Origin of the sequence: Microbacterium sp., from assembly GCF_043427715.1 — a bacterium.
Taxonomy (GTDB): Bacteria; Actinomycetota; Actinomycetes; order Actinomycetales; family Microbacteriaceae; genus Microbacterium.
The window spans coordinates 1-17,543 of sequence record NZ_JBHWTD010000091.1 but is presented as its reverse complement, the minus strand read 5'-3'; the positions used below and the strand labels follow the sequence as shown (position 1 = coordinate 17,543).

Here is a 17,543-nt window from a genome sequence, read left to right as displayed (position 1 = left end):
GCGTCGTGGTCGAGGACGGCGACGCCGACCGAGCGGAACCCGAGCGACACCTCGCCGTCCTCGGTCGCATGGCCGCGGGCCCGGACTCCGCGAAGCAGCTCGCGGAGCTCCGCCGGACGGCGGGGACCTCGACCGGTGCGGTCGACGGCGAGCGATGCCGCATCGGGGTAGAGGGCACGCACCTGCTCGCGGGGGAGCGCGGCGAGCATCGCCCGTCCCGTCGCGGTCAGGTGCGCAGGGAGCCGCACACCCACGTCGGTGACCAGGGCGGGGCGCCGCGGCGCGCGCTCCTCGACGATGTACAGCACGTCCCGCCCCGTCATCACGGCGAGGTGCGCGCTCTCGCCGGCGCGGTCGGCGAGCTGCGCGACGAGCGGACGTCCGAGGCGCGCGAGCGGCTCCTGCCGCGCGTAGCCGCCGGCGAGTTCGAAGGCGGCGGTGCCGAGTCCCCACCGCCGCTCGCCCTCGAGGTGCACGACGAACCCGTGTCCCGCCATCGCGGCCAGGAGGTGGTAGACCGTCGAACGGGGGATGCCGAGTTGACCGGCGATCGTCTGTGCGGCGACCGGCCCGCGCTGATGGGAGAGGAACGCGAGGATCCGCAGGGTCTGGTCGGCAGCGGGAACCTGCGGCCGATCGGCACTGTCTGGGATCACAGACACAGGATGCCACGGATGCCTCCCGCCGCGCCCGGGCGGAGAGTGGAATCGGAGCATGCTGGCCACCACTGCCTCCGTCATCCGCCTCGGCGACGCGCCGCTCACCCCGACGCAGATCGCCGCCGTCGCTCGGCACGACGCGCGGGTCGAGCTCAGCGACGCCGCGCTCTCCCGCACCGCCGAGACCCGCGCGCTCATCGAGCGGCTCGCGGGTGACCCCGAACCGCACTACGGCATCTCGACCGGCTTCGGCGCGCTCGCGACGACGTTCATCGCGCCCGAGCGTCGCCGGCAGCTGCAGGCGAGCCTCATCCGCTCGCACGCCGCCGGCACGGGCCCCGACGTCGAGCGCGAGGTGGTCCGCGCGCTGCAGGTGCTGCGGCTCCAGACCCTCGCGACGGGGCGCACCGGGGTCCGGCCCGTCGTCGCCGAGACCTACGCGGCCATGCTCAACGCGGGCATCACCCCCATCGTCCGCGAGTACGGCTCCCTCGGCTGCTCGGGCGACCTCGCCCCGCTCTCGCACATCGCGCTCGCCGCGATCGGCGAGGGGCAGGTGCGGGATGCCACCGGCGCGATCGTCCCCGCCGCCGCAGCGCTCGAGGGGGCCGGCATCCGCCCTCTCGTGCTCGAGGAGAAGGAGGGGCTCGCCCTCATCAACGGCACCGACGGGATGCTCGGGATGCTCGCGCTCGCCATCACCGACCTCGGCATGCTGCTCGACACCGCCGACGTCGCGGCGGCGCTCTCGGTGGAGAGTCAGCTCGGGACGGATGCCGTGTTCGCCGCCGACCTGATGGCGCTGCGCCCCCACGCGGGCCAGGCCCTCTCGGCGGGCAACCTCCGGCGCGCGCTCGCCGGGTCGCCACTCGTCGCGAGCCACCGTGATCCCGCCGTCTGCACGCGCGTGCAGGATGCCTACTCGCTGCGCTGCGCGCCGCAGGTGCACGGTGCCGCGCGCGACACGCTCGAGCACGCCCGCATGATCGCCGAGCGCGAGTCGGCCTCCGCGGTCGACAACCCGATCGTGACCGAGGACGGCCGGGTCGAGTCGAACGGCAACTTCCACGGCGCGCCGGTCGCGTACGTCCTCGACTTCCTCGCGATCGCCGTCGCCGACGTCGCCTCGATCTCCGAGCGCCGCACCGACCGCGCCCTCGACCGCACCCGCAACAACGGGCTGCCGCCGTTCCTCGCCGACGAGGTCGGTGTCGACAGCGGCCTGATGATCGCGCAGTACTCGGCGGCCGGCATCGTCTCCGAGCTGAAGCGGCTCGCGGTGCCCGCGTCGGTCGATTCGATCCCGTCGTCGGCGATGCAGGAGGATCACGTCTCGATGGGCTGGGCGGCCGCCCGCAAGCTCCGTCGCGCGGTCGACGGCCTCGCGCGGGTCCTCGCGATCGAGATCCTGACCGGATGCCGTGCCCTCGACCTCCGCGCGCCGCTGCAGCCCGCGCCGGTCACCGGGGCCGTGCGCGACCTCGTCCGCACCGTCGCCGCAGGACCCGGCCCCGACCGCGTCGTGGGTCCGGAGATCGACGCCGTCACCGAGCTTGTCCTGGCGGGAGAGATCGCCCGCACCGCGTTCGAAGGAGAACACGCATGACCCGCACCGTCCGCCCCGCGCGCGGCGCCACCCGCACCGCGAAGAGCTGGGGCGCCGAGGCCGCCAAGCGCATGCTCATGAACAACCTCGACCCGGAGGTCGCCGAGCACCCCGAGGACCTCGTCGTGTACGGCGGCACCGGCCGCGCGGCCCGGTCGTGGGAGGCGTACGACGCGATCGTCCGCACCCTCGACGAGCTCGAACCCGACGAGACGCTGCTCGTGCAGTCGGGGAAGCCGGTCGGCGTCTTCCGCACCCACGAGTGGGCGCCCCGCGTGCTGATCGCGAACTCCAACCTCGTCGGCGACTGGGCGACGTGGCCGGAGTTCCGCCGGCTCGAGCACCTGGGCCTCACGATGTACGGCCAGATGACGGCGGGCTCGTGGATCTACATCGGCACGCAGGGCATCCTGCAGGGGACCTACGAGACGTTCGCCGCCGTCGCCCGGTCACTGCGCTCTTCGGACGGCACGGAGCGTGACGACCTCGCGGGCACCCTCACCCTCACCGGCGGTGCGGGCGGCATGGGCGGCGCGCAGCCGCTCGCGGTCACGATGAACGGCGGCGCGGTGATCGTCGTCGACGTCGACGCGTCCCGACTGCGCCGCCGCGTCGACCACGGCTACCTCGACGAGTACACCGATGACCTGGATGCCGCCGTCGCACGTGCCCTCGCGGCGAAGGAATCGGGGCAGGCGCTCTCGGTGGGCGTCGTCGGCAATGCGGCCGAGGTGTTCCCGGAGCTGCTCGCCCGTGGCATCCCGGTCGATGTCGTCACCGACCAGACGAGCGCTCACGACCCGCTCGCGTACCTCCCGATCGGGGTGCCCTTCGAACGGTGGAAGGACGAGGCCGCCGCCGACCCGGAAGGGTTCACCGAGCGGGCGCGCGCGTCGATGGCGCGGCACGTGGAAGCGATGGTCGGCTTCCAGGATGCCGGGGCCGCGGTGTTCGACTACGGCAACTCCCTCCGGCGCGAGGCGGAGCTCGGCGGCTGCGAGCGGGCGTTCGCGTTCCCCGGCTTCGTGCCGGCGTACATCCGGCCGCTGTTCGCCGAGGGGAAGGGTCCGTTCCGGTGGGTTGCGCTCTCGGGCGACCCGGAGGACATCGCGAAGACCGACCGCGCCGTCGCGGAGCTCTTCCCGGAGGACGCGGCGCTGCACCGGTGGCTCGACAAGGCGGCCGAGAAGGTTCACTTCGAGGGGCTGCCGGCGCGGATCTGCTGGCTCGGCTATCAGGAGCGCCACCTCGCCGGTCTGAAGTTCAACGAGATGGTCGCCTCGGGCGAGCTCGCCGGGCCGATCGTCATCGGTCGAGACCACCTCGACGCGGGGTCCGTCGCGAGCCCCTACCGAGAGACCGAGGCGATGGCCGACGGTTCCGACGCGATCGCCGACTGGCCACTGCTGAACGCGCTGCTGAACACCGCGTCGGGGGCGGCGTGGGTGTCGATCCACCACGGCGGCGGTGTCGGGATCGGCCGCTCGATCCACGCCGGGCAGGTGACCGTCGCCGACGGGTCCGCGCTCGCTGCCGAGAAGCTCGCCCGCGTGCTCGTCAACGACCCGGGCACGGGCGTCATGCGTCACGTCGACGCCGGCTACGACCGCGCGCGTGAGGTCGCCCGCGATCGCGGTCTCGTGATCCCGATGGACCGATCCTGACATGGCAGTGCTGTTCACCGGCATCGGCGAGCTGACGACGAACGCGGATGCCGCGTCTCCCACCGCGACGATCTCCGGCGCCGCGCTCCTCGTCGACGACGGACGCGTCGCCTGGGTCGGCCCCGCCGCCGATGCCTCGCGGTCAGGAGACGGGGTCGAGGTCGTCGACCTTGGGGGGCGCGCCGTCATCCCCGGGTTCGTCGACAGCCACACGCACCTCGTCTTCGCAGGGGACCGGGCCGAGGAGTTCGAGGCACGGATGACCGGCACACCGTATGCCGCCGGAGGAATCCGGCGCACGGTGGCGGCGACGCGGGCGGCGGACGACGAGACCCTCCGCGCCCGATTGGCCGGCTTCGTCGCGGAGCTGCACGCGCAGGGCACGACGACGTTCGAGGTGAAAACCGGCTACGACCTCACGACCGAGGGGGAGGCCCGCCTGGCACGCCTGGCCGCCGAGGTGACCGACGAGGTGACCTACCTCGGCGCACACGTCGTGCCCGAGGGCGTCGACCGCGCCGCGTACGTCGACCTCGTCTGCGGCGAGATGCTCGCGGCGGTGCGGCCCCACGTCCGCTGGGTCGACGTGTTCTGCGAAACCGGCGCCTTCACGGCGGTCGAGAGCGAACGCATCCTCCGCGCCGGTGCTGCGGCAGGACTCGGCGTCCGGGTCCACGGCAACCAGCTCGGCGCGGGCCCGGGGGTTCAGCTCGCCGTGCGGCTCGGCGCGGCATCCGTCGACCACTGCACCCACCTGACGGACGCCGATGTCGCCGCGCTCGCCGCATCGGACACAGTCGCAACCGTGCTGCCGGGGGTCGAGTTCTCCACCCGGCAGCCGTACCCCGACGCGCGCCGGCTCATCGACGCGGGCGTCACCGTCGCGATCGCGAGCGACTGCAACCCGGGGTCGAGCTTCACGAGTTCGATGCCGCTCATGATCGCGCTCGCGGTGCGGGAGATGGGGATGACCGTGGGGGAGGCGGTGTGGGCGGCGACGGCAGGAGGTGCCCGCGCTCTCCGACGCGCCGACGTCGGTCACCTCGGCGTCGGAGCCCGCGCCGACCTGGTCGTCCTCGACGCGCCGTCGCGGCGGCACCTCGCCTACCGGCCGGGGGTGCCGCTCGTGCACCGCGTTTATCACGGCGGCGAACGCCTCGTCTGAGCCGTCAGCGGGCGTCGTTCGGGGTGTCGAGGCGCCAGGTCGTCGGGTCGATCGCGGTGGCGACGTCCCAGTCGTCGGTATCCCACGTGAAGGTCGCGAGCGCGCAGGTCGGCATCGCGCCGATGCCGCCGCCGGAGAGGCGGTCGGCCAGCACCGTCATCCCGGGGTCGTGCGCGACGACCATGACGTCGCTGAGTCCGGCGGTGGCGGCGGCCTCGAGCAGTCGCGAGGCCGGTGCGCCGTAGAGGTCCTCGTCGAGGTGGAGGGGAGCGGCCAGGACGTCGGCGAAGACCTCCGCCGTGGTCCGGGCGCGAAGCGCCGTCGAGGCGAGGATCCGCTGCGGACGGAAGCCGGTGCCGGCGAGGCGACGCGCCATCACCGGGGCATCGCGGCGGCCGCGGCCGTTGAGCGGACGGTCGTGGTCGGGGATGTTCGCGTGGCCCCAGTCGCTCTTGGCGTGGCGGGCGAGGACGAGGGTGATCATGCGGTGACCCTTCCTGCGAGGAGTTCGAGCACGCATAGCGCCGCGAGGCGCACGGTGCGGCCGTCGGGAGCGTCGGCCGTCGCGTCGACCTCGACGATATCGGCGCTGCGCAGCCGCCGGTCGGATGCCGCGGCCCGCACGAGCGCTCGCAGTTCCCACGCGGCGAGTCCGCCGGGCACGGACGCGGGGCAGCCGGGCGCGACGGAGCGGTCGCAGACGTCGACGTCGATGTCCAGGTGCACGGACCCTCCGGCGCCGGCGATGCCGAGCGCCTCGATGATGACGTCGTCGGCGCCGCGGCGGCGCACCTCATCGAGGGTGATCACGGTGATGCCGAGGTCGATCGCCCGGCGCGCGTACACCGCGGAGTTCGCGAAATCGGCGATGCCGATCTGCACGATGCGTGACGGGTCGAAGCCGTCCTCGACGAGCCTCCGCACCGGCGACCCGTTGGAGATCCCGTCGCGCAGGTCGAGATGCGCGTCGAGCGTGATGAGCCCGCTTGCTCCCGCGCCCTGCGCCATCGCGTAGGTCACCGAGTTGTCGCCGCCGAGTCCCACGACCAGGCCTGCGCGCTCGGAGAGCTCGCGTGCCCGGGTGCGCACGCGCTCCTCGCCGTCGGGGCCGTCCGGGTCGTCGACGTCACCGGCATCCGCGATCCGGAGCGTCTCGGTCAGGTCGATCGGCCGCGGCCGCAGCACGGTGGGGCTGAACCGGCGGAGGGCCTGTCTGACCGCTGCGGGGGTCTCGTTCGCGCCGGTCGGGGAGAGGGACGTGCGGTGGGCGGGAAGCCCGAGCAGGACCACGTCGCTCTCGCCGGCGGGCTCCGGCCATCCGCCCGCGCGAGGCCAATGCGGGTCGTCGTGGAGGGGCGTCTCGGTCACAGGTACACCCACGCCTTCTCGCCGTCGGCGAGCGCGACCCGTGTGCGGCGGAAGGTGGACAGCTGCACCTCATCCGCGGCCTCGAGCTCGAAGAGATCCAGCGCCAGCACCTCGCCGACGACTTTGTCGCGCGGGTCATCGGTGCGACGCACCACGTTCTGCACCGTGGGTGACTCCCGGTCGCTGAAGCGGGCATCGGGGATGCCGGTCAGGTGTGATGCATACCCCGGCAGGAGCGCCGGAGCGCTGTCGGGCACCCGTCCGAACGTATCGAGCTGCAGGTCGCGGTCGAGGAGGGCGCCGTAGACGAAGAGCCGTTCTCCTCGGTCGCCGCTCATACCCCCAGGCTAGTCACGGGAGCAGCGCGTGCGCGATGGTGAAGATCGCCAGACCTGCGAGCGCTCCGACGATCGTGCCGTTCAGACGGATGTACTGCAGGTCGCGGCCGACCATCAGTTCGATCTTCTGACTGGTCTCGTCGGCGTCCCACCGCTCCACCGTGTCGGTGATGATCGACGCGATGTCGTGGCGATAGCGGTCGACGAGGAACACCGCGGCATCGGCCACCCGACCGTCGACCCGCCGCTGCAGGGCGGCGTCGGTCGCGAGGCGCTCGCCTAGGTCGCCGAGAGCCGCCGTGATGCGCTGGCGGAGCGGGCTCTGCTCGTCCTCGAGTGAACGCAGCAGTCCAGCCTTGGCGGTGTTCCACGCGTCGGCGGCGAGGCTCCGCACGCGGGGGCTGTCGAAGACGGAGCTCTTCGCGGACTCGAGCCGGCCGATGGTCTCCGCGTCGTGCTGCAGGTTGTCGGCGAGGCGTCCCAGGTACTGATCGAGCGCCTGCCGCGCCGGGTGCGTCGGGTCGGCCTGCACGGCCGCGACGAACTTCGTGGCCTCGTGGTAGACGGTGTCGTCGACCAGTCGCATGGCGACCGAGGGCACCCAGGAGGGGAGTCGCCGCGAGACGAGGCCGTCGAATGAGTCGCGGTTGGCCTCCAGCCACCGGGCGATGCTGTCGACGCCGAGATCGACCGCGCCGCGGTGCGCGTCGGCATCCACGACCCGGGCCAGCCAGCCCCCGAGGGACGGACCCCACGCGGGGCTGAGGAGGTGCTCGTGCGCAAGGTCGCTGATGAGGTCCTGCACCTCGTCGTCGCTCAGCGCAGTGAGGATGCCCGAAGCCATCGTCGACGCCTCCGCCGAGACCGTCTTCGCGTGCGCGGGGTCGCGGAGCCATTCGCCCGCCGTTCGCGCGATCGCGGTGGAGTCGAGCTTCTGGCGCACGACGGATGACTCGAGGAAGTTCGTCTCGACGAACTCTCCGAGGGTGCGTCCGATCTCGTCCTTCCGTCGCGGGATGATCGCGGTGTGGGGGATCGGGATGCCCATCGGATGCCGGAACAGCGCCGTGACCGCGAACCAGTCCGCCAGGGCGCCCACCATCCCGCCTTCGGCGGCGGCGCGCACATAGCCCCACGCGGGCATGTCTTTCTCCAGGACGAACGCGACGACGAACACGATCGCCATGAACACGAGGGCGCCGAGCGCGACCGCCTTCATGGTTCGCAGCCCGCGGTACCGCTGCTGATCGGCGGGGCTCAGCGAGCGGTAGGGAAGGCGGGCCATTCGGCCATCCTGCCACGCGGCCCGTCGGGCCCGCGGGGCGGCGCGCGCGTCAGGGCTCGAGCGGTCCCAGCCAGGCGGAGGCGACGGCGCTGTGCACCGATTCGGGGTCGGAAGGGTGGAACATGCCCGCGAGCACGTCGCGGTACAGCCGGCTCAGCTCGTTGCGCGTGAAGTAGGAGGAGCCGCCCGCGACGAGCATCGCCTCGTCGACGACGTTCTTGGCCATCGTCACGGCGCGGTGCTTGATGGCGCTGAGCCGGGGGAACCACATCGCGCCGTGATCGGCCAGGATGTCGACGTCGCCGGCGAGAGCCGCGATCTGCACCGGCAGGGCGTCATAGGCGAGGGCCATGTCGGCGACCCGCCAGCGGATGTCGGGGTCCTGCGCGTACGTCCTCCCGGTCTTCTTCGACGTCCGGGTGCGGGCGGTGTCCACCGCGAGATCGAGCGCACGCCGGGCGATGCCGGTGTACACCGACGCCAGCAGGATCTCGAACACGCTGAAGATCCCGAACACGAGCGGGTCGGGGCTCGGGCCCACCGGGAGTCGCCGGACGACTCGGTCCGCGGGGGCCACCGCGCCGTGGAGCTCCGTCGTGCGCGACTGCGTGCCGCGCATCCCGAGGGTGTCCCAGTCGTCGCGCGTGAGGACGGCGTCCGACCGCGGCACGAACGCGAATACGAGGCTCGGGGCCTCGGGATCGCTCGCATCGAGTCCGTGCAGACCGAGCTGCGTCCACGCCGGTCCGAGCGACGTGAAGATCTTCGTGCCGGTGAACGCGTAGCCGCCGTCCGGACGGGGCGCGGCATCCGTGTCACTGCCGAAGAGCACGAGGTCGTTGCCGGCCTCGCTGATGCCGAACGCGAAGACCTCGCCGGAGACCGCCCCCTCCTGCACGAAGCGCAGGGCGTCGTCGCCGCGGTCGGCCATGACCTTCGCCACGCCCGTCCAGACCAGGTGCATGTTCACGACCAGCGCGGTGGCGGGAGCGGCGGTCGCGAGTCGCTGCTGCAGCTGCGACGCCTCCGCCAGAGAGAGCCCGGCGCCGCCGAGCGCTTCGGGCACGAGGATCGACAGGTACCCGGCGGCGCGGAGGTCGGCGAGATCCTCCTCGGGGAAGACGTTGTCGGCATCGACGGATGCCGCGCGCGCCCTGATCCGCTCGATCAGGTCGTCGGGAAGGTGGGTGCTCGCGTCGAAGGTCATGTCAGCCCAGCCAGGAGAGCAGCGCGGCGGCCGCGGCGTCGGGGTCGTCGCGGTGCGGGGAGTGGCCGGTGCCGGGGACGACCGTCATCGACACGACCGGGTTCCGGAGCACCTCCTCCGCCAGCGCACCGTCGAAGATCGAGTACACGGCCGGGTCGCCCGCGATGACGTGAGTGGGAACGGTGAGACGGGATGCCGCCTCGCGCACGTCCCACGGGGTGTTCTGCACGCTCGTCTGCTCGACCGCGTACCGGCTCGCGGCCGCCGCGGCGGCGGCCTTCAGCTCGATGTCGAGCTCATGCCAGTCCGGGTGCTCCGCGCGGACGGCGGCCTGCGACGTGTCGGCGAACGCCCGCTGCTGACTCGTGCGGACGGTCTTGCGGTCTCGGTCGGAGAGATGGATCGCCGGGTCGATGAGGACGAGGCGCCGCGTCCACGCGGGGGCGTTCGCGCTGGCGAGGGTCGCCGAGGCGCCGCCGAGTGAGTGCCCGACCACCAGGTCCCACGGCTCATCGTCGGCCGCAGCGGTGTGCAGGAGGTCGGTCGCGTACGCCTCGATCGTGTAGTCCAGGGCGCGCGGAGCCGATCCGTGGCCGCGCAGGTCGACGGCATCCGCGCGCCACCCGGCATCGGCCAGGGCGACGGCGTAGCGCCACATCAGGGCGGCGTCGGAGCCGAGTCCGTGGACGAGGAGGGCGTGGCGGCGCGAGTGCGGGTCGCCCCAGCTCAGGCGTGGGAGGGTGACGGGAGCGGGCATGCGCTCAGCCTACGGCGGGTGAGGATGCCGGAGCGCGGCGGGCGCGGCATCCGTTCACGTGACGATCGGCACCGGCTCGGTGTCGGGGATCGGGCTCGCGTCGCGTCCGCGGAGGTCGGGCAACGAGCGGACGAAGACGGTCGCGACGATCGTCCCGGCGGCGGCGAAGGCCGCTGCGGCGACGAACGCGCCGGTCGCTCCGGCGGAATCGATGAGGAACCCCGCCACGGCCGATCCCGCCGCCGAGCCGATGAGCTGACCGGTGCCGATCCAGCCGTACGCCTCGGCGGTCTCGCTGAACTTCACGCTCGCGCTCGTGATCGCGAACATGACGGCGAGGGCGGGCGCGATGCCGAGACCTGCGACGAAGAGGGTCGCGCCCATCCACCAGATGTTGAGGGAGAGCACCAGCGCACTGACGCCGACGGCGACGATGAGGAAGCGTCGCGCCATCGCCCACCGGCCGATCGGGATGTGGCCGAAGCCGAGACCGCCGGCAAGGCTGCCGATCGAAAAGACGGCGAGGATGATGCCCGCCTCGAGCCCGTCGTGCCCGAACGCCGCGACCACTCCCGCCTCGATCGCCGCGCACGCGCCGACGAGGAGGAAGCCGGTGACGGTGCTGAGGAGGATGACGGGCTTGCCGAGCACCCGGCCGAAGCCGCGACGGCTGCGCGGGATGCGCACGCGGCCGACCTCGGGGGAGAACATGAACCATGCGCCGCCACCCAGCAGGAAGACGACGATGAGAAGGAGCGCGGGAACGGTGCCGGCCTGGGTGGCCGCGAACGTGATGACCACCGGGGCGAGGATCCAGATGATTTCCTGCAGGCTGGCATCCAGGGAGAACAGCGGGGTGAGCTGACGTGAGGTGACGATCTTGGGGTAGATCGTGCGGACGGCCGGCTGCACCGGGGGATTGGAGATGCCGGCGAGGAAGGCGAACAGCATGAACCCGGCGAGGTTCAGCGGCACCAGCGCGAGCACCAGCACCGCTGCGGCGCACACGGAGGTCGTCAGGGCGAGCACGCGCCGCATGCCCCACACGCCCATCCACCTGCTCGTGACGGGGCCGGCGATCGCCTGGCCCACCGAGGCTGCCGCCAGCACGATGCCCGCGGCGCCGTAGGAGCCGGTGCTCTGCTCGACGTGGAGAAGGATCGCGAGGCTCGTCATCCCACTCGGGAATCGTGCCGTCAGCTGTGCCGCGATGATGCGCGCGACACCCGGCACGCGCAGAAGTTCCTGATACCCCGCCACCTCCTAAAGGTACCGCTCGGCGGAGGCGCCCACGGTGCGACGCGACACGCCCGACACGCCGGATCAGCAGGATCCGTCGACCTGTGGATGTCGGAGGTCCCTCGTATCGTGCGACCTGTGGATGCATGGTCGGCTCGCGGGCTGATTTCCGCGTGATCCTGGCCTTTTCGGGAGTCGGAATCCGTCTGCCGGATGTGGATGAAACGGTGGACAAGTTGTGTTGTACCTGTGGAGGACGGTGAGAAAACTACACGGATGTAACTACTAGCCCTTGTGGTGCTCGCCAGTGCCGACACCCATATGTAGTATTGAGCTCCCGGCGGGCAACGGCCGGGACAGCGACAGGTTCTTCCCGGGTTGACCACCCGGATCCAGGTGGAGTGAGGAGTCCGGTCGGCCGCTTCGGCGGCACCGGATTCCTGAGATGAGAGAGGCCCGAACATGGCGATCACCGTGTACACCAAGCCGTCCTGCGTCCAGTGCAACGCGACCTATCGCGCGCTGGATTCCAAGGGCATCGAATACGAGGTCCTGGACCTCTCCGAGGACCCGGCGGCTCTCGAGCGCGTCAAGTCGCTCGGGTACCTGCAGGCTCCGGTCGTCGTCACCGACGAGGACCACTGGTCGGGCTTCCGTCCCGACAAGATCGACGAGCTGGCCTCGCGCCTGGTCTGACCGATGAGCGCGGCCGTCATGACTCACGTGCCGCTGCTCGTCTTCTTCTCGAGCGTGTCGGGCAACACGGCACGATTCGTCGAGAAGCTCGGGATGCCGGCGCGTCGCATCCCACTCCACTCCACCGAACCTCCGCTCCACATCGATGAGCCGTTCGTCCTGATCACCCCCACCTACGGGGGCGGTCAGGGCAAGGGGGAGGAGAAAGGGGCGGTTCCCAAGCAGGTCATCCGATTCCTCAACGACGAGGGCAACCGGAAGAACCTGCGTGGAGTGATCTCCGCGGGAAACAGCAATTTCGGTGAGGCGTTCTGCCTCGCCGGCGACATCATCAGCCGCAAGTGTCATGTGCCGCACTTGTACCGGCTAGAAGTATTCGGCACGCCCGAGGACGTGGGCCGCGTGAGCGGCGGATTGGAAGACTGGTGGAAGCTGCAGTGACCGATATGGCCTTCAAGACGGAGGCTCGCTTCGACGGCATGGACTACCACGCCCTCAACGCGATGCTCAACCTGTACGGTGCGGACGGGAAGATCCAGTTCGACGCCGACCGACGCGCTGCCCGGGAGTACTTCCTGCAGCACGTCAACCAGAACACGGTGTTCTTCCACTCTCTCAAGGAGAAGCTCGACTACCTGGTCGAGAAGGAGTACTACGAGGGCGCCGTCATCGACGCGTACCCCTTCGAGTTCATCCAGCAGCTCAACGACCGTGCGTACGCGAAGAAGTTCCGCTTCGACACGTTCCTCGGCGCGTTCAAGTACTACACGAGCTACACACTGAAAACGTTCGACGGCAAGCGCTACCTCGAGCGCTTCGAGGACCGCGTCGTGATGACGGCCCTCGCCCTCGCCGCCGGTGACCAGCACCTCGCCAACAACCTCGTCGACGAGATCCTCTCCGGGCGCTTCCAGCCGGCGACCCCGACGTTCCTCAACGCCGGCAAGGCCCAGCGCGGTGAGCTCGTATCGTGCTTCCTGCTGCGCATCGAAGACAACATGGAGTCGATCTCCCGCGGCATCAACTCGTCGCTGCAGCTGTCCAAGCGCGGCGGCGGCGTGGCGCTGCTCCTCTCGAACATCCGCGAGGCGGGCGCCCCGATCAAGCAGATCGAGAACCAGTCCAGCGGCATCATCCCCGTCATGAAGCTGCTCGAAGACAGCTTCAGCTACGCGAACCAGCTCGGAGCGCGTCAGGGCGCCGGCGCCGTCTACCTCTCGGCGCACCACCCCGACATCATGAAGTTCCTCGACACCAAGCGCGAGAACGCCGATGAGAAGATCCGCATCAAGACGCTGTCGCTCGGCGTCGTGGTGCCCGACATCACGTTCGAGCTCGCCCGCAATGACGAGGACATGTACCTGTTCTCGCCATACGACGTCGAGAAGGTCTACGGCGTGCCGTTCGGCGACATCTCGGTCACCGAGAAGTACCGCGAGATGGTCGACGACGCACGCATCAAGAAGACGAAGATCAACGCGCGCGAGTTCTTCCAGACCCTCGCGGAGATCCAGTTCGAGTCCGGCTACCCGTACATCATGTTCGAGGACACCGTGAACCGGGCCAACCCCATCAAAGGCCGGATCAACATGTCGAACCTGTGCTCGGAGATCCTCCAGGTCAACACGCCGACCACGTTCAACGAGGACCTCTCGTACGACCAGATCGGCAAGGACATCTCCTGCAACCTGGGGTCGATGAACATCGCCCTCGCGATGGACGGCCGCGACCTCGCCGGCACAGTGGCGACCAGCATCCGCGCCCTCACCGCGGTGAGCGACCAGAGCCACATCCGCTCGGTCCGCTCCATCGAGGACGGCAACGACCGCTCGCACGCCATCGGCCTCGGCCAGATGAACCTGCACGGCTACCTTGCTCGCGAGCACGTTCACTACGGCTCGGAGGAGGGTGTCGACTTCACGAACATCTACTTCTACACCGTGCTGTTCCACGCGCTACAGGCCTCGAACCAGATCGCCATCGAGCGCGGCCAGGTCTTCGACGGCTTCTGGGACTCGAAGTACGCCTCAGGTGAGTTCTTCGACAAGTACACCGAACAGGAGTGGAAGCCGGCGACGGCTCGCGTCGAGGAGCTCTTCGAGGGCATCCACATCCCGACGCAGGACGACTGGCGCGAGCTGAAGGCATCGATCCAGAAGCACGGCATCTACAACCAGAACCTGCAGGCCGTGCCGCCGACCGGCTCGATCTCGTACATCAACAACTCGACGAGCTCGATTCACCCGATCGCGTCGAAGATCGAGATCCGCAAGGAAGGCAAGATCGGCCGCGTCTACTACCCGGCGCCGTTCATGACGAACGAGAACCTGGAGTACTACGAAGACGCGTACGAGATCGGCTACGAGAAGGTCATCGACACCTACGCCGCCGCGACGCAGCACGTCGACCAGGGCCTGTCGCTGACGCTGTTCTTCAAGGACACCGCCACCACGCGCGACATCAACAAGGCGCAGATCTACGCGTGGCGCAAGGGCATCAAGACGATCTACTACATCCGCCTGCGTCAGATGGCGCTCGAGGGCACCGACATGACCGAGTGCGTCTCCTGCATGCTCTGAGCCGCCCGAGACTCTCAAAGGAAACGACATGACTCCCGAACCGCTGAAGCTGCTGGGCTCGGTCCAGGCGATCAACTGGAACCGCATCCAGGACGACAAGGACCTCGAGGTCTGGAACCGTCTGGTGAACAACTTCTGGCTGCCGGAGAAGGTGCCGCTGTCCAACGACATCCAGTCGTGGGCGACGCTCACCCCCGAGGAGCAGCAGACCACGATGCGCGTGTTCACCGGCCTGACGCTCCTGGACACCATCCAGGGCACCGTCGGCGCCGTCTCGCTCATCCCCGATGCGATCACCCCGCACGAGGAGGCCGTCTACACGAACATCGCGTTCATGGAGTCGGTGCACGCGAAGAGCTACTCGTCGATCTTCTCGACGCTTGCCTCGACGCCCGAGATCGACGACGCGTTCCGTTGGTCGGTCGAGAACGAGAACCTTCAGAAGAAGGCTCGGATCGTCATGGACTACTACCGTGGCGACGAGCCGCTCAAGCGCAAGGTGGCATCCACCCTGCTCGAGTCGTTCCTCTTCTACTCGGGGTTCTACCTGCCGCTGTACTGGTCCTCGAAGGCGAAGCTGACGAACACGGCCGACATCATCCGCCTCATCATTCGTGACGAGGCCGTGCACGGCTACTACATCGGCTACAAGTTCCAGCGCGGGCTCGAGACCCTCGGCCAGGCCGAGCGCGACGAGCTGAAGGACTACACCTTCTCGCTCCTCTACGAGCTCTACGACAACGAGGTCCAGTACACGCAGGACCTCTACGACGGCATCGGGCTGACCGAGGACGTCAAGAAGTTCCTGCACTACAACGCGAACAAGGCGCTCATGAACCTCGGCTACGAGGCCATGTTCCCGTCGACGGTCACGAACGTGAACCCGGCGATCCTGTCGGCGCTGTCGCCGAACGCCGATGAGAACCACGACTTCTTTTCGGGATCGGGCTCCTCCTACGTCATCGGCAAGGCCGTCGCGACCGAGGACGACGACTGGGACTTCTGAAAGTTCTGAAGACCACGTTCTAGACAGACTCTGACAAGAGTCGACCGGGAGGCCCGGATCTGCAGGTTTCTGCAGATCCGGGCCTCTTTTCGTGCCTCCTTCCGAAGAACAGAGGAGGACGGATATGAACGTCAGTAGTCGTTGGGTATGGCACGCGGGTGGCACGCCCGCACCTTCCAGAAGAGAGCGGGGTGGTCCGCCGACCGAAATTCGGTCCCGGCGTGCCACCGACCTCGTGCCACAGCGTGCCATAGGGCGCCTCGTAGCCCGCGAGAAAACCCTGATAGAAAGCCACTTTTGGGAGGGCATGACCTCTAGTGGCACGCAGTGGCACGACGGTTCGCGTGAGTCCGCTCGAGACCAGCGGAGGACACGATGAGCGCGACGAAGACCCGGGAACCAGCAGCAGTCAGGCGTGAGAGCTGGGGGAGCCTTCGTAAGCTCCCCTCTGGCCGGTGGCAGGCTCGCTACCCCGCACCCGACGGCGAGATGCACACCGCCCGGACGGAGGACGACAAGCCGCTGACGTTCCTGACGAAGACCGATGCCCGCGCGTGGCTCGCCGGTGTTCACACGACGATTGCCCGTCAGCAGTGGGAGCCGCCCTCGGTGATCGCCGCTCGACGCCGTGCCACAGCGGAGGCAGAGAAAGCACGGTCCATCGGCTTCTCCGAGTACGCGGAACGCTGGGTGGCGTTCATCCGCGCGGAGCCGAACCGCAGTGGCAGGAAACGTGCAATCGCCACCGTCCGCTCTTACAAGAGCAAGGTCGACGGGTACCTCATCCCAGAGTTCGAAGACACCCCGATCCGGCAGATCGACGAGGCCCGTATCCGGCAGATGACCGATCGTCTCGACGCGATTCCCTCGCCACTGAATCCGAGATCGAAGTTCAACGGCATCACGCGACCGGTGCTGATCGTCCTCATGATGATCCTCCGCCAGGCAGCTCGAGAAGGAGTTATCCCCGCTGCGCCGAACATCTCCATTCCGAAGCAGGAGCCCGTGCGGCACGACGCCGATCACGACGAGGACGAAGACGTCGCGAGTCCCGAGCAGGTCGAGGCTTTGTATGAGGCAACACCGGGGCACTGGGCGATCATGGTGCTCTTCGCGGCGTGGTGCCAGCTGCGGCGGGGGGAGTGCCTGGGCTTGCAGCGCAGGGACATCGAGTGGCACGACGACGGCACCGCGACCTTGCATGTGCGTCGGCAACTGAACGCGAACACCGGCGACTACTCGGAGAGGCTCAAGAGCGACGCCGGTAGGCGGACGCTCAGCATCCCGAAGCTCATGATCGACCGCCTCAAAGATCATCTGCGGGACAACGTCGCGGCCGAGGCCAAAGCGCCACTGATCCCCACCAACATCCGTGGCAGCGTCCCGCTGTCGAACACCCGATGGGGATACGTGTGGGCGGATGCTCGAGATGGTGTCGCTGACCTCCGGCCGCGATTCCGGTTCCACGATCTCCGTCACACGGGGCTGACGATCTTCGCCCAGGAGGGCGCAACACTCGCAGAGCTGATGCGCCGTGGCGGCCACGCCGATATCCGTGTCGTCCTCCGCTACCAGCACGCCACGATGGCCCGCGATCGTGAGCTCGCGGACCGTATGAGCGATCGCGTTCAGGAGCGGATCAACGCGGCCAGGACGGCATGAGAGTCGCCGTGGGACAGTCATGGACACCTATCAGGAGAAAGATTTCATCAACAAGGGAGGCACCACCATGGCCGTTCACGATCGTTCACAGTCCCCAGCGCTCAAGCTGATCTCGCTGGCCGTCGCCGCCGACACCTACGGAGTGTCGATCAAGACGCTGCGCCGCCGGATCTCGGATGGCACCGTGCACGGCTACCGGGTCGGCCGGCTGATCCGCGTCGACCCGGACGAACTCCGCGAGAAGCTGCTCATCGAGATCCCTTCAGCGAAGTAAGCGCAAGACCAAGAGTGGGGCGGGCCCGAAGAGGCCCG

At 69.2% G+C, this 17,543-nt stretch carries 17 protein-coding genes; 9 read left to right on the top strand and 8 right to left on the bottom strand.

Annotated features, from left to right (window positions below):
* Positions 1 to 662: IclR family transcriptional regulator (locus tag ACHFGS_RS09260; protein ID WP_394289397.1), on the bottom strand; the 662-nt coding region annotated here is incomplete at its 3' end.
* 52 nt (positions 663 to 714) lie between these two features.
* Between ACHFGS_RS09260 and hutH the strand changes: the two genes are divergently transcribed.
* The 3 genes from hutH to hutI are packed head-to-tail and all read left to right on the top strand — an operon-like array spanning position 715 to position 5,094.
* Positions 715 to 2,265, top strand: coding sequence for a histidine ammonia-lyase (hutH, locus tag ACHFGS_RS09255; RefSeq protein WP_394278627.1), 1,551 nt, complete (start codon positions 715 to 717; stop codon positions 2,263 to 2,265).
* Positions 2,262 to 3,929, top strand: a complete 1,668-nt coding sequence (locus ACHFGS_RS09250; RefSeq protein WP_394278628.1) for a urocanate hydratase — start codon at positions 2,262 to 2,264, stop codon at positions 3,927 to 3,929. Before hutH ends, ACHFGS_RS09250 begins: the two co-directional genes overlap by 4 nt.
* A gap of 1 nt (position 3,930) precedes the next feature.
* Positions 3,931 to 5,094, top strand: coding sequence for an imidazolonepropionase (gene hutI / locus ACHFGS_RS09245; protein WP_394278629.1), 1,164 nt, complete (start codon positions 3,931 to 3,933; stop codon positions 5,092 to 5,094).
* A gap of 4 nt (positions 5,095 to 5,098) precedes the next feature.
* On the opposite strand, the gene ACHFGS_RS09240 is transcribed toward hutI, so the two are convergent.
* From ACHFGS_RS09240 to ACHFGS_RS09210, 7 genes are read right to left on the bottom strand one after another with little or no spacing between them, the layout of a single operon-like run.
* A complete protein-coding gene (locus tag ACHFGS_RS09240) occupies positions 5,099 to 5,578 on the bottom strand; it encodes a SixA phosphatase family protein (RefSeq protein ID WP_394278630.1) in 480 nt (159 codons plus the stop codon).
* On the bottom strand, positions 5,575 to 6,462 hold the full coding sequence (locus ACHFGS_RS09235) for an arginase family protein (RefSeq protein WP_394278631.1): 888 nt from the start codon (positions 6,460 to 6,462) through the stop codon (positions 5,575 to 5,577). The genes ACHFGS_RS09240 and ACHFGS_RS09235 overlap by 4 nt, the downstream gene beginning before the upstream one ends.
* The gene (locus tag ACHFGS_RS09230) at positions 6,459 to 6,800 is read right to left on the bottom strand and encodes a gamma-glutamylcyclotransferase family protein (protein ID WP_394278632.1); all 342 of its coding nucleotides are present in this window, start codon (positions 6,798 to 6,800) and stop codon (positions 6,459 to 6,461) included. The genes ACHFGS_RS09235 and ACHFGS_RS09230 overlap by 4 nt, the downstream gene beginning before the upstream one ends.
* A gap of 13 nt (positions 6,801 to 6,813) precedes the next feature.
* A complete protein-coding gene (locus ACHFGS_RS09225; RefSeq protein ID WP_394278633.1) occupies positions 6,814 to 8,085 on the bottom strand; it encodes a DUF445 domain-containing protein in 1,272 nt (423 codons plus the stop codon).
* A 49-nt stretch (positions 8,086 to 8,134) separates the two neighbouring features.
* Complete coding sequence (locus tag ACHFGS_RS09220) at positions 8,135 to 9,292, bottom strand: acyl-CoA dehydrogenase family protein (protein WP_394289396.1); 1,158 nt, start codon at positions 9,290 to 9,292, stop codon at positions 8,135 to 8,137.
* A 1-nt stretch (position 9,293) separates the two neighbouring features.
* Positions 9,294 to 10,049 (bottom strand): alpha/beta fold hydrolase, encoded by a 756-nt coding sequence (locus ACHFGS_RS09215; RefSeq protein WP_394278635.1) that lies wholly within the window; start codon positions 10,047 to 10,049, stop codon positions 9,294 to 9,296.
* A 54-nt stretch (positions 10,050 to 10,103) separates the two neighbouring features.
* Positions 10,104 to 11,309, bottom strand: coding sequence for an MFS transporter (locus ACHFGS_RS09210; protein WP_394278636.1), 1,206 nt, complete (start codon positions 11,307 to 11,309; stop codon positions 10,104 to 10,106).
* A gap of 441 nt (positions 11,310 to 11,750) precedes the next feature.
* Here ACHFGS_RS09210 and nrdH point away from each other — a divergent pair, with 441 nt between their 5' ends.
* From nrdH to ACHFGS_RS09180, 6 genes are all read left to right on the top strand, one after another.
* Positions 11,751 to 11,984 carry a glutaredoxin-like protein NrdH gene (gene nrdH, locus ACHFGS_RS09205; protein ID WP_283714487.1) on the top strand — a complete coding sequence of 78 codons (234 nt, stop codon included), beginning with the start codon at positions 11,751 to 11,753 and terminating at the stop codon, positions 11,982 to 11,984.
* A gap of 3 nt (positions 11,985 to 11,987) precedes the next feature.
* Positions 11,988 to 12,425, top strand: a complete 438-nt coding sequence (gene nrdI / locus ACHFGS_RS09200; RefSeq protein ID WP_394278637.1) for a class Ib ribonucleoside-diphosphate reductase assembly flavoprotein NrdI — start codon at positions 11,988 to 11,990, stop codon at positions 12,423 to 12,425.
* Between the two features lie 5 nt (positions 12,426 to 12,430).
* On the top strand, positions 12,431 to 14,563 hold the full coding sequence (nrdE, locus tag ACHFGS_RS09195; RefSeq protein ID WP_394289398.1) for a class 1b ribonucleoside-diphosphate reductase subunit alpha: 2,133 nt from the start codon (positions 12,431 to 12,433) through the stop codon (positions 14,561 to 14,563).
* A gap of 28 nt (positions 14,564 to 14,591) precedes the next feature.
* A complete protein-coding gene (nrdF, locus tag ACHFGS_RS09190; protein WP_394289395.1) occupies positions 14,592 to 15,569 on the top strand; it encodes a class 1b ribonucleoside-diphosphate reductase subunit beta in 978 nt (325 codons plus the stop codon).
* A 375-nt stretch (positions 15,570 to 15,944) separates the two neighbouring features.
* Entirely contained in the window at positions 15,945 to 17,231 is a 1,287-nt protein-coding gene (locus tag ACHFGS_RS09185) for a site-specific integrase (RefSeq protein WP_281653073.1), read from the top strand.
* Between the two features lie 19 nt (positions 17,232 to 17,250).
* Entirely contained in the window at positions 17,251 to 17,505 is a 255-nt protein-coding gene (locus tag ACHFGS_RS09180) for a helix-turn-helix domain-containing protein (protein WP_235006257.1), read from the top strand.
* Positions 17,506 to 17,543 lie beyond the last annotated feature (38 nt).